Below are 12,501 nucleotides of genomic sequence, written 5' to 3'. Positions count from 1 at the left end.
GGCTCGATCTTCAAGCTGGTGTGGGCCAACTGGCACCGCCGCCTCGGGGAGGTGGCCATGCAGGTCGCCGGCCCGAGCGGCCTGCTCACCGCCGGGCCGGGCTACGAGCTCGACGAGTGGCAACGACTCTTCCTCTTCTCGCGCGCCGACACCATCTACGGCGGCAGCGACGAGGTCCAGAAGAACATCCTGGCCGAGCGAGTGCTCGGTCTTCCCCGCGAACCGAAGGGCGCCTAGATGACCTCCCACCGACCCGAGCAGCCCGCACCCGACTACGTGCCCGGGCACGACCTGCTGCGCGGCAAGGTCGTGGTGGTCACCGCCGCCGCGGGCGCCGGCATCGGCGCGGCCGTCGTACGACGCGTCCTCGAGGAGGGGGCCAAGGCGGTCGTCTTCTCCGACACCCACGCCCGACGTCTCGCCGAGGCCGAGGAGACGCTCGCCGCCGAGTTCGGCGCCGAGCGCGTGCGTCAGATGGTGTGCGACGTGACCGACGAGGCCCAGGTCGGCGCGTTGCTCGATCTGGCCGAGGAGGTCGGCGGGGTCGACATCATGATCAACAACGCCGGTCTCGGCGGCACCGCGAGCGTGCTGGAGATGACCGACGAGCAGTGGCTCAAGGTCCTCGACATCACGCTCACCGGCACGTTCCGGTGCGTGCGAGCCGCGGGGCAGCGCTTCGTCGCCTCGGGGCGCAAGGGCGTCATCGTCAACAACGCCTCGGTCATCGGCTGGCGCGCCCAGGAGGGCCAGGCGCACTACGCCGCGGCCAAGGCCGGTGTCATGGCGCTGACCCGCTGCAGCGCGATCGACCTGGCCCCGCACGGCATCCGCGTCAACGCGGTCAGCCCGAGCCTGGCGATGCACCCGTTCCTCGCCAAGGTCACCTCCGACGAGCTGCTCGCCGAGCTCAAGCAGCGCGAGGCTTTCGGCCGCGCCGCCGAGCCGTGGGAGATCGCCAACGTGATGGTGATGCTGGCCAGCGACTACGCCTCCTACATGACCGGCGAGGTCGTGGCCGTCAGCAGCCAGCAGGCCTGATGAGCGCCACTCCGAACCGTCGCAGCGAGCTGCTGGCGATCGCCGCCGAGCTGTTCGCGCGCAAGGGCTTCACCAACACCACGGTGCGCGACATCGCCGACGCCGCAGGCATCCTGTCGGGCAGCCTCTACCACCACTTCGACTCCAAGGAGTCGATGGTCGACGAGATCCTCTCGACCTTCCAGGCCGAGCTCTTCGGCCAGTACGACGAGATCCTGCGCAGCGACGACGACGCCCGTACCAAGCTCGAGCGGGCCGTCACGGTGTCGTTCGCGGCGATCGACCAGCACCGCGACGAGGTGGCGATCTTCCAGAACGATGCGGGCTACCTCGGGGCGTTCGACCGCTTCGGCTACCTCGCCGAGCGCAACGCCCAGTCGCGCGAGGTCTGGATCACGCTCCTCAAGGACGGCGTGCGCTCCGGCGCGCTGCGTCCCGACCTCGACATCGAGCTCACCTACCGCTTCATCCGCGACACGGTCTGGGTCGCGGTCGCCTGGTACCGCCCCGGCGGCAAGCAGTCGCACGACGTCGTCGCCCGCCAGTACCTGACCATCCTGCTCGACGGAATCGCGCAGTCCACGAACGGAGACCCCCATGTCTAGCCCCCACGAGGCCTACATCATCGACGCCGTCCGCACGCCGGTCGGCAAGCGCGGGGGAGCCCTGGCCTCGATGCACTCCGCCGACCTCGGCGCCCACACGCTGGCCGCGCTCATGGCGCGTACGGGCGTCGACCCCGGCGCCGTCGACGACGTGATCATGGGCTGCTGCGACACGATCGGCTCCCAGGCCGGCGACGTCGCCCGCTCGGCGTGGCTTGTGGCGGGCCTTCCCGACCACGTGCCGGGCGTGACCATCGACCGCCAGTGCGGGTCGTCGCAGCAGGCGGTTCACTTCGCTGCCCAGGGCGTGCTGTCGGGCACCCAGGACCTCGTGGTCGCCGGCGGCCTGCAGAACATGTCGGCCATCCCGATCTCGGCGGCGATGCTGGTGGGGCAGCAGTACGGCTTCACGACGCCGTTCGCCGAGTCGCCCGGTTGGCAGGCGCGCTACGGCGACGTCGAGGTCTCGCAGTTCAACTCCGCCGAGATGATCGCCGAGAAGTGGGACATCTCCCGCGAGGACATGGAGGCCTTCGCCCTGGCCTCGCACGACCGCGCCCGGACGGCGATCGCCGAGGGGCGCTTCGTCAACGAGATCGCGCCGGTCACCCTGGCCGACGGCACGGTCTTCGACACCGACCAGTGCCCCCGCGAGACCTCGCTGGAGAAGATGGCCGGGCTCCAGCCGCTCGCCCCGGGTGGGCGCATCACCGCCGCGGTCGCCTCGCAGATCTGCGACGCCTCCAGCGCGATGCTCCTCGCCTCGGCCTCGGCGGTCGCCGAGCACGGTCTCACCCCGCGCGCCCGGGTGCACCACCTCTCGGTGCGCGGCGACGACCCGGTGTGGATGCTCACCGGACCGATCCGTGCCACCGCGCACGCACTGGAGAAGACCGGGCTGAGCATCGACGACATCGACCTCTTCGAGTGCAACGAGGCCTTCGCCTCAGTCGTCCTGGCCTGGATGAAGGAGACCGGGGCGCCACACGACAAGGTCAACGTCAACGGCGGCGGCATCGCCCTGGGCCACCCCATCGGCGCCACCGGCACCCGCCTGATGACGACCCTGCTCAACGAGCTCGAGCGCACCGGCGGCCGTTACGGCCTGCAGACCATGTGCGAGGGCGGCGGTCAGGCCAACGTCACCATCATCGAACGCCTCTGAACCTGCGCCGGCTGTGCGGTCAGACTTCGGGGTCGAGCCACCACGGGCTGGTATAGGCGATCGCGAGGTTGTTGCACGGGTGGCGCTCGGGTCCGGGGGTCGCGTTGGGCTGGGTCGGGTCGGCGATCCGCACGCAGATCCAGTCGCCCTGGCCGTAGCGGATCGGCACCTTGAAGTCGACGACCGGGCCGACCCGGAACGGCACCACGTCGGCGACCTCGGGCACGCCGTTGCCCGGGCGCAGCACCTGCACCTCGAGCTCGCGGCCGAGCCAGGACCGGTCGCGGGCCAGGTCGAGGCGGAACCGCACGGGCCCGCGCCGGTGCTGCAACGGCCGGCCCATGCGCGCCGGGCTGCCGCCGGAGCTCAGCGACTGGGCCGTGGCGTCGACCCGCAGGCCCGAGGTGCGGGTGGCGAAGAACCGCCGCTTGCGCATCGCCTCCTTGACTCCGGCACGCGTGTGCTCCTTGACCCAGAGTCCGGTGCGTCCCTTGCCCTCCGGGAAGCCCCAGTCGGTGCCGTGCTCGTCGGTGACGCCGAGGATCCCTGTCTGCCACCCGGCCCCGAGGCAGGCCACCAGCGGTGAGGACAGCCCGTCGCCATGACCTTCGAAGAGGTAGTCGTCCTCGCGGTTGAAGAGCTCGAGGGAGACCATCTGCTTGCGCGCGCGCGGGTCGTAGGTGAACTCCTGGAAGCGTCCGGGCTCCCGCCCGGGGTGGTTGAAGCCGGCGAGTCCGCCCCGGCCGCCGTCGAGCACGAGGCCGGGCTCGTGGCGCAACCACTGCAGCAGCGGCTGCATCAGGCCGGCCTGCAGCACGTCGACGTAGTGCTCGGTGAACCACACGTTGACGTGGCCGATCATCGGCTCGGACCACTCGAAGCCGCGGATGGCGGTGAAGCGACCGTCCCGGTTGGCGGCGTCGGCGAGTCGGCCGGTGCGCGCCCAGTCACCCTGGGTGATCCCGCCGATGCCCTTGTACTCCGGCGGCAGGATGCCGGCGAGCACGTCACCGAGCAGGTTGTCCGAGACCGTGGCGTGGTCGGTGAGTGCGGCGACGTCGAGGCCCGCGCTGCGCATCGAGGCGAAGGCCCGGCGCGGGTCACCGTCGCCGTCGGAGAGCAGGGTGTGGTTGTGCATGTCCGCGTGGAGCAGCGTGGTGCCCCTGGTCAGGCGTGAGCGTCGCGCGGCGCCGACCTTCGGGCGGGTGGTGCTGCCCCAGGCCGTCCCCGGCGCGATCGCCCCGGTCGAGCCGCCCAGCGCACCCGCGATCAGCAGCCCCGGCCCGGCGGCAGCCAACGCTCGTCGGCTCAGGCCGGGCGGCGGCTCGGGGTGGGTGTGGGGGGTCAGGTGGTCGTGGGGGGAGTGGTCGTCGCACACGAGGTGCACTCGAGCAGCACCGGGCGACGGGCCGGTGAACGGCGGGCGACTCCCACCCGACAGGGTCAGCGGAAGACGATGTACAGCCCGACGACCGTGGGCAGGAACCCGACGGCGACGGCGGTCGCGGCCCGAGTGGCGTTGATCGGCTTGCGGTGGATGAGGTAGGCCGAGATCACGGCCAGGACGCCGAAGAGCCCACCCAGGACGCACAGACCCACCTGGGCGACCCGCTCGGTGTCCTCGATGAAGAACGCCCCGATCACCAGCCCCACCGACAGGTGGAAGATCGTGGTGGCGACCAGCACCGACATCACCGTGCGCTGCACGTGAGCGAGCCGCTCGAGGTCCTCGGGGGTGGAGCGCTGACGTGGAGCATCGGGGTCCATCAGGTGCTTTGCCCGACGAGGTGCGCTCTCCTGGGTCATGGCTGAATTCTACGTGCGCACGTCACACGACGTACGACGCTCCACGCCGCAGCTCCTCGACGGCCAGCAGCACCATCCGGTCGATGAGCTCCTCGCACGTCGGCAGGTCGTCGATCACGCCCACGACCTGACCCGAGGCCAGCACGCCGGCCGAGGTGTCGCCCTCGACCAGACCGGCCTTGAGCATCACCGGGGTATTCGCGGCCAGCGCCATCTGCCCGAGCGAGCGCCCCTGGGTCTTCTTCATCGCCCGACCGTCCTTGGCGAGGTCGAGCCAGCTCATCCCGGAGTCCCTCTTGAACTCCAGGGTCCGTCGCATCGTCGGACCCAGGCGCTTGACGGCGCTGGTGCCCTCGAGCGACTCGACGAGGTCGGTGCGCAGCATCCGGTGCGGCATGCCGTCGACCTTGGCGGTGACGACGGTGTCGGTGAGCCCGTGGCTGAGGTAGAGGTCCTTGACCGCCTGCGGCACCGCGGAGTCCTGGGTGAGCAGGAAGCGCGTCCCCATCCCGACACCCGCGGCGCCGTAGGAGAGCGCGGCGGCGAGGCCGCGACCGTCGAAGAAGCCACCCGCGGCGATCACCGGCAGGTCCACGGCGTCCAGCACCGTGGGGAGCAGCAGCGTGGTGGGCACCGGTCCGGTGTGGCCGCCGCCCTCGCCGCCCTGCACCATCACCGCGTCGGCACCCCAGGACGCCACCTTGACCGCGTGCTTGGCGGCCCCGATCGAGGGCATCACCACGATCCCGTGGTCCTTGAGCTTCTTGATCAGGTCGGGCTTGGGGGCCAGGGCGAACGATGCCACCTTGACGCCGTGCTTGATCAGCAGGTCGCAGCGGTCACCGGCGTCCCCGGCATCGGCGCGCATGTTGACGCCGAACGGGTTCTGGGTGCGCGACTTGGTGTCGACGATCGCCCGCTCGAGCTCTTCGTAGGTCATCGTCGCGCTGGCCAGGATGCCCAGGCCGCCGGCGTTCGCCGTCCCGCAGACGAGGCGTGGCCCGGAGACCCAGCCCATGCCCGTCTGCACGATCGGGTGCTTGACGCCGACGAGCTCGGTGAACGGCGTCTTCAGCTGCTGCTCGATCATGGCGTGGTCTCCTCGACCTTCGGCTCGGGCACCTCGCGGTGGCGCAGGCTCTTGGGGTCGAGCACCTCGCGGATGATCACGAGCTCCTCGAGGGTCGGCTCGCGGGTGACGGGGACCTCGCTCAGGTCGCCGAGGTCGAAGCCGGTGGCGGCCTGCACCTCGTCGGTCGTGACGCCGGGGTGCACCGAGAGCAGGCGTACCGTGCGGTCGGGGCCGTTGACGTCGAAGACGCCCAGGTTGCTGACGATCCGGTGGATGTCGTTGTAGCGCGAGGCACCCACGCCGGCTGCGGCCGCGCGCTTCGGGCCGACGCCCGTCACGATGTCGACCTGCTCGACGAAGACCCGCGAGGAGTGCTTGGGCACCCAGTAGGACGTGCGGTTGTTGGCGGTGTTGCCCGGCGCCCCGCGCGAGCCGAGGAGCTGGCGCTTGGGCCGGTCGAAGTCACCGATCGCGGAGATGTTCTGGTTGCCGTCGCGGTCGACCTGGGTGGCGCCCATCATCACGTGCCGCTTGCCGTAGGCAACGACGTCGAAGACCTTGCGGAACGGGATCCAGCCCTCCACAACCTCGGCCTTGGCGAACAACGGCGGCACCCCGGCCAGGAACAACGACTCGCCGTCGGAGATCACCAGGTCGGGGTTCGACGTCAGCTTGGCCAGGCGCACGCCGAGCATCGGCAGCATGCCCATCGGGCTGGCGAAGATCTCGCCGTCGTCCTTGAACGAGTCGGCGATGGCGGCGGCGCACACGTCGGCGCGGGTGTAGTCGGTCATCGGGTTGCTCCCTGCTCGGCGGTGAACTCGGCGACGGCGGCCTGATAGGCAGCCTCGTCGCCGGCGAGGAAACGCGCCTCGAACGCCGACCAGTCGTCGTCGGAGCCCGAGGCGGCAGCGGCGTAGGCCTTCTGGAACTTCTCGTCGCGCTCGTAGTCGGGCGTGCAGGTGGTGAAGTGGGCCCCGTGGGGGGTCTCGACGACGCCGCTGACCATCATCCGGCTGAGCAGGAGGCGCTGCACGGGCGTGTCGACGGTCAGGCCGGCGGTGTCGACGACCTGCTCGACCGACACGTAGGTCCGGTCGGCTGCCATCGCGAAGAGGTCGTCGAAGTAGGGGTCGGGACCGAGGTACGTCGCGTTGCCGTGGCAGTCGGCACGGTTGAGGTGCACCAGGGCGACGTCGAGCCGCAGCGCCGGGACGGCGACGAGGTCCTCGAAGCCGGCCCCGTCGTCGTAAGGGCTGGTGATCGTCTTGATGTCGGGGTTGTTGACCAGGACGTCGGACCCGAGGCCCGCGCGCATCGGCAGGAACGGCAGACGCTCGGCCGCCGCGCGCAGACCGGTCTGGAACATGCCCTCGTCGAGCTCGACGATCTCGGGGATGGTGCCGTCCTGGCGGGCCTTGGCGAAGTTGGGCTCGAGGGGGATCGAGTCGAGCGACACGAAGGCGTAGACCAGCTTGCGCACCTTGCCCGCGCGCACCAGCAGGCCGACGTCGGCGCCGCCCCAGCTCACGATCGTGAGGTCCTTGAGGTCGGAGCGCAGGATCGCGCGCACCAGCGCCATCGGCTTGCGCCGCGGGCCCCAGCCGCCGATCCCGACGGTCATCCCGTCGCTCAGCTCGGCGACGACCTCGTCGATGCTCATCCGCTTGTCGCGGGGTCCCTTGCGTGCGGAGCTCATGGCTTGCCCTTCGTTGACTTGTCGGTGCCGGCGAACTCGTCGCGCAGCTCGTCGGCGACGCCCATCAGGTTGAGCTCCATCGTGAAGCCCTGCTCGAACCGGTAACTCTTGTTGACGTCGATCGGGTCGATGCCGTTGAGGCACTCCTTCGCGGCCCGGATGACGCGGGTGTCCTGGGCTGCGATGTCGCGGGCGACCCGCAGTGCGGCCTCGTCGAGCTCGGCGCGCGGCACGACCTCGAGCACCGAGCCGAACTGCACGAGATCGGCGGCCTTGATCGTGCGCGAGGTGAAGTAGAGGGTGCGCATCATGTGCTGCGGCACCAGGCGCGCCATGTGGGTCGCCGCGCCGAGGGCGCCCTGCTTGACCTCCGGCACGCCGAAGAACGCGTCGTCGCTGGCCACGATGCAGTCGGCGTTGCCGACCAGGCCGACTCCGCCGCCCACGCAGAAGCCGTTGACGGCGGCGATCACGGGCACGGCGCACTCGTAGACGGCCTTGAAGGCGGCGAAACAGCCCTTGTTGGCGCCGATCAGGGCGTCGAAACCGGTGGTGTTCTGCATCTCCTTGATGTCGACGCCGGCGTTGAAGCCCCGGCCCTCGGCCCGCAGGATCACGACCTTGGTGTCCAGGTCGGTGCCGGCTTCGTCGAGCGCGGCGGCGACGTCGTACCAGCCCTGCACGGTCAGCGCGTTCACCGGCGGGTGCTCCATCGTCACGACGCGGATCCCGTCGCTGCGCAGTTCTGAGGTGATCGTCATCGGGCTCCTGAGGTCGAGGGGCCGGGCGGCGACGCCCAACCAAGCACTTGCTTGGTAGAGTACCAGCCATGGCTCTCGTACTCGACCTCTCCGGCCGCGTCGTGCTCGTCACCGGTGGCTCCAAGGGCATCGGTCTGGGCATCACGCAGGCCTTCCTCGACGCCGGCGCGACGGTCGTCACGTGTGCGCGCTCGGAGTCACCCACGGTGGACGGCGCCGAGCACCGGGTCTGCGACGTGCGCGACCCCGACGCGGTGACGTCGATGGTCGAGGAGATCGTGGCGACCCACGGGCGCCTGGACGTGCTGGTCAACAACGCCGGGGGAGCCCCCGCCACCGACGCCGCCACCGCCTCACCGCGCTTCCACGACAAGATCGTCGGGCTCAACCTGCTGAGCCCGCTCGCGGTCTCCCAGACGGCCAACGCGGTGATGCAGCGTCAGGAGAGCGGTGGCTCGATCGTCAACATCTCCTCGATCTCGGCGCACCGCGCGTCGCCGACCGTCGCGGCGTACGGCGCGGCCAAGGCCGGGCTCGACTCGCTCACCCGTTCGCTCGCGATGGAGCCCAAGGTGCGTGTCAACGCCGTGGACGTCGGGTTGTGCCGCACCGAGAACACCGACGACCACTACGGCAGCGACGACCGCGTCGCCGCGATCGAGAGGACCATCCCGCTCGGACGGATGGCGCAGCCCGTCGAGGTCGGCCGCGTGGCCGTCTTCCTGGCCAGCGACCTGGCCTCCTACGTCTCCGGCGCGCGCGTCGGCTGCGACGGCGGCGGCGAGCCGCCCGTGTTCCTGCACGTCTGATCCACCTCACCCCAAGGAGAAACGCTGTGTCTGATCTGTTGGCAGGTCGCGTCGCGATCATCACCGGAGCCGGCCGCGGAATCGGCCGCGCCCACGCCCTCGAGCTCGCCTCCCACGGCGCCAAGATCGTGGTCAACGACTACGGCGTCTCGCTGGGGGGCGAGCTGGACGGGGGAGCTGAGTCGCCCGCCGACGAGGTCGTCGCGCTGATCCGCGAGGCCGGGGGAGAGGCGGTGGCCAACGGCGCCGACGTCGCCGACTTCGCCGAGGCCGAGGCCATGGTGCGTCAGGCGATCGACACCTTCGGCGGCCTCGACATCCTCGTCAACAACGCCGGCTTCGTGCGCGACCGGATGCTGGTCAACACCTCCGAGGAGGAGTGGGACTCCGTCATCCGGGTGCACCTCAAGGGTCACTTCGCTCCGCTGCGCCATGCCGGTGCCTACTGGCGCGCGGAGGCCAAGGAGGGCCGTCAGCGCTCGGCCCGGGTCATCAACACCTCTTCGGGCGCGGGCATGCAGGGCTCGGTCGGTCAGGCGACCTACTCCACCGCCAAGGCCGGCATCGCCGGTCTCACGCTCGTGGCAGCCCAGGAGATGGGGCGGTACGGCGTGACCGTCAACGCGATCGCGCCCGTCGCGCGCACCCGGATGACCGAGGGTGCCTTCGACACCTCCGCGATGGCGGTGCCCGAGGACAACTCCCCGATCGTGGCCTGGCTCGCCTCCGAGGAGGCCGCCGACGTGACCGGTCGCGTCATCGAGATCGACGGCTCGACGATGACGGTCGAGAACGGCTGGGCCCACGGTCCCTCGCGAGCTGCCGACGGTCGGTGGAAGGCCGCCGACGTGGGCACCGGGCTGCGCGCGATGCTCGCCGAGGCGCCGACGCCGGAACCGGTCTACGGCGCCTGAGCAGTCAGGAGACGCGCAGCACCCGCCCGCAGCGGTAGGACGCTCGGACCACCGGCACCCACACTCCCTGGTCGAGCTCCAGGAAGCGCGAGCACGCCCCGGTTGTGCGGTCGCCGACCGGCTGAGGCGCGTGCAGGCCGCGGCCGGTCCAGTCGTCCACCCGCTCCAGCGCGCGGACGAGTCGTTCGCGGGTCAGTCGCCCCCCGAGTGAGTGGGCCACCTCGCTGAAGAGCCGAGCAGCCGACCACGCATAGACACCCTCCGCGGTCGGCGCGGCCCCGGGCGAGGTCTTCTCGAGCCAGGACCGGTAAGCGACCAGCTCGGAGGAGTCCGACTCCTCCTCGAACGCAGTGAAGTCGACGACGACCTGGGTGCCCTCTGCTGCGTCGCCGGCACGCTGGAGGTAGTCGGGCGAGTAGCTCGCAGCGCTGACCAGGAAGACGTCGGGTCGGAAGTCGGCCGACTGCAGGGCCCGGGCAAGTCGCGCGGCGTTGCGCGCCGGGCCGTCGAAGTAGGCGATGCGGGTCCGCTGCTCCGCCATGAGCTCGACGTACGGCGAGTAGTCGCGCTCGTCGACGTCGATGGACTGCACGACGGGGACCCGCATGCCTCGCCGCTTCCAGGCCGTGGCTTGCGTGGTGACTCGTTCGCGAGCGCCTCCGATGTCGACGTAGAAGATGCCTGCCTTCTGCGACGCCTTCGGGTGCCGCCTCACCAGGGCGTCCGGGACCGAGGCAGCGACGTGGACCGTGCTGTTCGCGTGGGTCGCGAAGCAGGTGCCGCACCGCGCGCGGGCTGCTGTCGAGACCACGGCGCGCAGGTCGGGCAGTCCGCACCGCTGGGTCCGCCGAGCGCCCCCTGAGTCGAGCTCCGACGACGACCCCACCACCGCAAAGGTGTTCCGACAGGCGCGAGCGTAGACCCGCTCGTCGGCCTCGACGCTCATCCGGGAGTCGTAAGACTCCAGCTCGAGCCGGCGCCCGCAGAGCGTTGCTCCTGACGCGTTGAAGTAGGCGACGTAGGCAACCACCGCTTGCCGAGCCGACCGGTGCAGGCCCGGCAGCGGTCCGGAGACGTCGGCTACGTTGCCCAAGGTCACCGCGCGGTCGGTGACCCCGGGTCCGGTGCCGAGGCTGCAGGCAGGATCCTGCCGCGCCGATTCGACATCGACTGCGGCGACTGCCGCAGCGACCGGGCGTGTCGAGACAGAGGGTGCCACGATGCCTGCGCCGAGCATGATGGCGGCGACGACGAGCGCTCGCCCGATGAGGGTCATGCGCGATTCCTACCACCGGCGCACCCGCCACCGAGCGCGAATCGCCCGACCCCGCGAGGGGGTGCCCGGCGGGGACCGTAGGCTGAGCACGTGAAGACGTTCGAAGGGCTCTGGGCCGAGCTGTCCGAGAAGGCCCGCACCCGACCCGCCGGTTCCGGCACCGTCGCCGCGCTCGACGCCGGTGTCCACACGATCGGCAAGAAGCTGGTCGAGGAGGCCGCCGAGTCGTGGATGGCGGCCGAGCACGAGGGCAAGGAGCGTGCGGCCGAGGAGATCAGCCAGCTGATCTACCACGCCCAGGTGCTCATGATCGCCAGCGGCATCGAGCTCGACGACGTCTACGCCCACCTCTGACTCAGCACCGATCCAGAAGGCCCACCATGATTGCCTCGCAGCCACGTCCCCTGCGTATCGCCATCCCCAACAAGGGGTCGCTGTCGCAGTCGGCCTCGGAGATCCTCCGTGAGTCCGGCTACCGCCAGCGCGACGACTCCAAGCAGCTCACGCTGCTCGACCCCGACAACGGGGTCGAGTTCTTCTACCTGCGCCCGCGCGACATCGCGCTGTACGTCGGCGAGGGCACCCTCGATGTCGGCATCACCGGCCGCGACCTGCTGCGTGACTCCGGGGCCAAGGCCGACGAGGCGCTGACGCTCGGCTTCGGTCGCAGCACCTTCCACTTCGCCGGCCCCCGGGGCGCGTTCACCAGCCTCGAGCAGCTCGCCGGCACCCGCATCGCGACGTCGTACGTCGGGATCGTGCGTGACTACCTGCAGGAGCGCGGCATCGAGGCCTCGGTGACCCGCCTCGACGGTGCGGTCGAGACCAGCATCCAGCTCGGGGTCGCCGACGTGATCGCCGACGTCGTCGAGACCGGGGCGACGCTGCGTGCGGCCGGCCTCGAGGTCTTCGGCGAGGCGATCCTGGAGTCCGAGGCGGTCCTCATCTCCCGCTCGGGCGCCGAGCCTCCGGCCGGCTTCGAGTCGCTGCGCCGTCGCGTCGAGGGCGTCCTGGTGGCGCGCAGCTACGTGATGATGGACTACGACGTCGCCCAGGAGCACCTCGACGCCTCCCTCGCCCTCACCCCGGGCATCGAGAGCCCCACGATCGCCCCACTCGCCCGCGAGGGCTGGAACGCCGTGCGGGCGATGGTGCCGCGACACGGTTCGCAGCGCCTGATGGACCAGCTCTACGACCTCGGTGCCCGCGGCATCCTGCTCACCGACATCCATGCCTGCCGCCTCTGACCCCACCGGGGCGATCACGCTGCCGCGCACGTGGCGCCCCCTGGGTCCACGGATCGCGGCGGCTGTCGCGGGCAGCACGCTCTTCTTCGTGATGGAGCTCATCGAA

Annotated in this window: 15 protein-coding genes; 8 read left to right on the top strand and 7 right to left on the bottom strand. The window is 70.7% G+C overall.

Going from position 1 to position 12,501, the window contains the following annotated elements; translation table 11 throughout:
- The 4 genes from VOI19_RS04470 to VOI19_RS04455 all read left to right on the top strand — a co-directional run.
- On the top strand, positions 1 to 237 hold a 237-nt coding region (locus tag VOI19_RS04470), incomplete at its 5' end, for an acyl-CoA dehydrogenase family protein (RefSeq protein WP_323791753.1).
- Positions 238 to 1,041, top strand: a complete 804-nt coding sequence (locus tag VOI19_RS04465; RefSeq protein WP_323791752.1) for an SDR family oxidoreductase — start codon at positions 238 to 240, stop codon at positions 1,039 to 1,041. It abuts the gene before it with no gap.
- Entirely contained in the window at positions 1,041 to 1,646 is a 606-nt protein-coding gene (locus tag VOI19_RS04460) for a TetR/AcrR family transcriptional regulator (protein ID WP_323791751.1), read from the top strand. Before VOI19_RS04465 ends, VOI19_RS04460 begins: the two co-directional genes overlap by 1 nt.
- The gene (locus tag VOI19_RS04455) at positions 1,639 to 2,811 is read left to right on the top strand and encodes an acetyl-CoA C-acetyltransferase (protein ID WP_323791750.1); all 1,173 of its coding nucleotides are present in this window, start codon (positions 1,639 to 1,641) and stop codon (positions 2,809 to 2,811) included. The genes VOI19_RS04460 and VOI19_RS04455 overlap by 8 nt, the downstream gene beginning before the upstream one ends.
- A 19-nt stretch (positions 2,812 to 2,830) precedes the next feature.
- On the opposite strand, the gene VOI19_RS04450 is transcribed toward VOI19_RS04455, so the two are convergent.
- The 6 genes from VOI19_RS04450 to VOI19_RS04425 all read right to left on the bottom strand — a co-directional run bounded on the left by VOI19_RS04450 (position 2,831) and on the right by VOI19_RS04425 (position 8,149).
- Positions 2,831 to 4,189, bottom strand: coding sequence for a CehA/McbA family metallohydrolase (locus VOI19_RS04450; protein ID WP_323791749.1), 1,359 nt, complete (start codon positions 4,187 to 4,189; stop codon positions 2,831 to 2,833).
- Between the two features lie 65 nt (positions 4,190 to 4,254).
- Entirely contained in the window at positions 4,255 to 4,617 is a 363-nt protein-coding gene (locus VOI19_RS04445) for a hypothetical protein (RefSeq protein WP_323791748.1), read from the bottom strand.
- 22 nt (positions 4,618 to 4,639) lie between these two features.
- Positions 4,640 to 5,707 (bottom strand): NAD(P)H-dependent flavin oxidoreductase, encoded by a 1,068-nt coding sequence (locus tag VOI19_RS04440; RefSeq protein WP_323791747.1) that lies wholly within the window; start codon positions 5,705 to 5,707, stop codon positions 4,640 to 4,642.
- On the bottom strand, positions 5,704 to 6,483 hold the full coding sequence (locus VOI19_RS04435; protein WP_323791746.1) for a CoA-transferase: 780 nt from the start codon (positions 6,481 to 6,483) through the stop codon (positions 5,704 to 5,706). Before VOI19_RS04435 ends, VOI19_RS04440 begins: the two co-directional genes overlap by 4 nt.
- Positions 6,480 to 7,388: a CoA transferase subunit A gene (locus VOI19_RS04430; protein WP_323791745.1), complete on the bottom strand. Its 909-nt coding sequence runs from the start codon at positions 7,386 to 7,388 to the stop codon at positions 6,480 to 6,482. Before VOI19_RS04430 ends, VOI19_RS04435 begins: the two co-directional genes overlap by 4 nt.
- Complete coding sequence (locus VOI19_RS04425) at positions 7,385 to 8,149, bottom strand: enoyl-CoA hydratase family protein (RefSeq protein ID WP_323791744.1); 765 nt, start codon at positions 8,147 to 8,149, stop codon at positions 7,385 to 7,387. The genes VOI19_RS04430 and VOI19_RS04425 overlap by 4 nt, the downstream gene beginning before the upstream one ends.
- Before the next feature lie 68 nt (positions 8,150 to 8,217).
- On the opposite strand from VOI19_RS04425, the gene VOI19_RS04420 reads away from it, so the two are divergent.
- Together VOI19_RS04420 and VOI19_RS04415 are read left to right on the top strand one after the other, a co-directional pair.
- Positions 8,218 to 8,958 carry an SDR family oxidoreductase gene (locus tag VOI19_RS04420; RefSeq protein WP_323791743.1) on the top strand — a complete coding sequence of 247 codons (741 nt, stop codon included), beginning with the start codon at positions 8,218 to 8,220 and terminating at the stop codon, positions 8,956 to 8,958.
- A 26-nt stretch (positions 8,959 to 8,984) separates the two neighbouring features.
- Complete coding sequence (locus tag VOI19_RS04415; RefSeq protein ID WP_323791742.1) at positions 8,985 to 9,872, top strand: SDR family oxidoreductase; 888 nt, start codon at positions 8,985 to 8,987, stop codon at positions 9,870 to 9,872.
- A gap of 4 nt (positions 9,873 to 9,876) precedes the next feature.
- Here the strand turns inward: VOI19_RS04415 and VOI19_RS04410 are convergent, their stop codons facing one another.
- The gene (locus tag VOI19_RS04410; RefSeq protein WP_323791741.1) at positions 9,877 to 11,148 is read right to left on the bottom strand and encodes an ABC transporter substrate-binding protein; all 1,272 of its coding nucleotides are present in this window, start codon (positions 11,146 to 11,148) and stop codon (positions 9,877 to 9,879) included.
- Between the two features lie 90 nt (positions 11,149 to 11,238).
- Between VOI19_RS04410 and VOI19_RS04405 the strand changes: the two genes are divergently transcribed.
- Together VOI19_RS04405 and hisG are read left to right on the top strand one after the other, a co-directional pair.
- A complete protein-coding gene (locus VOI19_RS04405; protein ID WP_323791740.1) occupies positions 11,239 to 11,502 on the top strand; it encodes a phosphoribosyl-ATP diphosphatase in 264 nt (87 codons plus the stop codon).
- A gap of 26 nt (positions 11,503 to 11,528) precedes the next feature.
- The gene (gene hisG, locus VOI19_RS04400) at positions 11,529 to 12,395 is read left to right on the top strand and encodes an ATP phosphoribosyltransferase (RefSeq protein WP_323791739.1); all 867 of its coding nucleotides are present in this window, start codon (positions 11,529 to 11,531) and stop codon (positions 12,393 to 12,395) included.
- The last annotated feature ends 106 nt before the right edge of the window (positions 12,396 to 12,501 follow it).

Origin of the sequence: Nocardioides sp. (assembly GCF_034670285.1) — a bacterium.
Classification (GTDB): Bacteria; Actinomycetota; Actinomycetes; order Propionibacteriales; family Nocardioidaceae; genus Nocardioides.
This window is presented reverse-complemented; position numbering and strand designations above follow the sequence as displayed.

Bases quoted from the DNA above. Each gene is read 5' to 3' on its own strand.
- VOI19_RS04425 (WP_323791744.1), bottom strand. From the start codon at position 8,149: ATGACGATCACCTCAGAACTGCGCAGCGACGGGATCCGCGTCGTGACG.
- VOI19_RS04410 (WP_323791741.1), bottom strand. From the start codon at position 11,148: ATGACCCTCATCGGGCGAGCGCTCGTCGTCGCCGCCATCATGCTCGGC.
- VOI19_RS04445 (WP_323791748.1), bottom strand. From the start codon at position 4,617: ATGACCCAGGAGAGCGCACCTCGTCGGGCAAAGCACCTGATGGACCCC.
- VOI19_RS04465 (WP_323791752.1), top strand. From the start codon at position 238: ATGACCTCCCACCGACCCGAGCAGCCCGCACCCGACTACGTGCCCGGG.
- VOI19_RS04420 (WP_323791743.1), top strand. From the start codon at position 8,218: ATGGCTCTCGTACTCGACCTCTCCGGCCGCGTCGTGCTCGTCACCGGT.
- VOI19_RS04435 (WP_323791746.1), bottom strand. From the start codon at position 6,483: ATGACCGACTACACCCGCGCCGACGTGTGCGCCGCCGCCATCGCCGAC.
- VOI19_RS04460 (WP_323791751.1), top strand. From the start codon at position 1,041: ATGAGCGCCACTCCGAACCGTCGCAGCGAGCTGCTGGCGATCGCCGCC.
- VOI19_RS04440 (WP_323791747.1), bottom strand. From the start codon at position 5,707: ATGATCGAGCAGCAGCTGAAGACGCCGTTCACCGAGCTCGTCGGCGTC.
- VOI19_RS04430 (WP_323791745.1), bottom strand. From the start codon at position 7,388: ATGAGCTCCGCACGCAAGGGACCCCGCGACAAGCGGATGAGCATCGAC.
- hisG (WP_323791739.1), top strand. From the start codon at position 11,529: ATGATTGCCTCGCAGCCACGTCCCCTGCGTATCGCCATCCCCAACAAG.
- VOI19_RS04455 (WP_323791750.1), top strand. From the start codon at position 1,639: ATGTCTAGCCCCCACGAGGCCTACATCATCGACGCCGTCCGCACGCCG.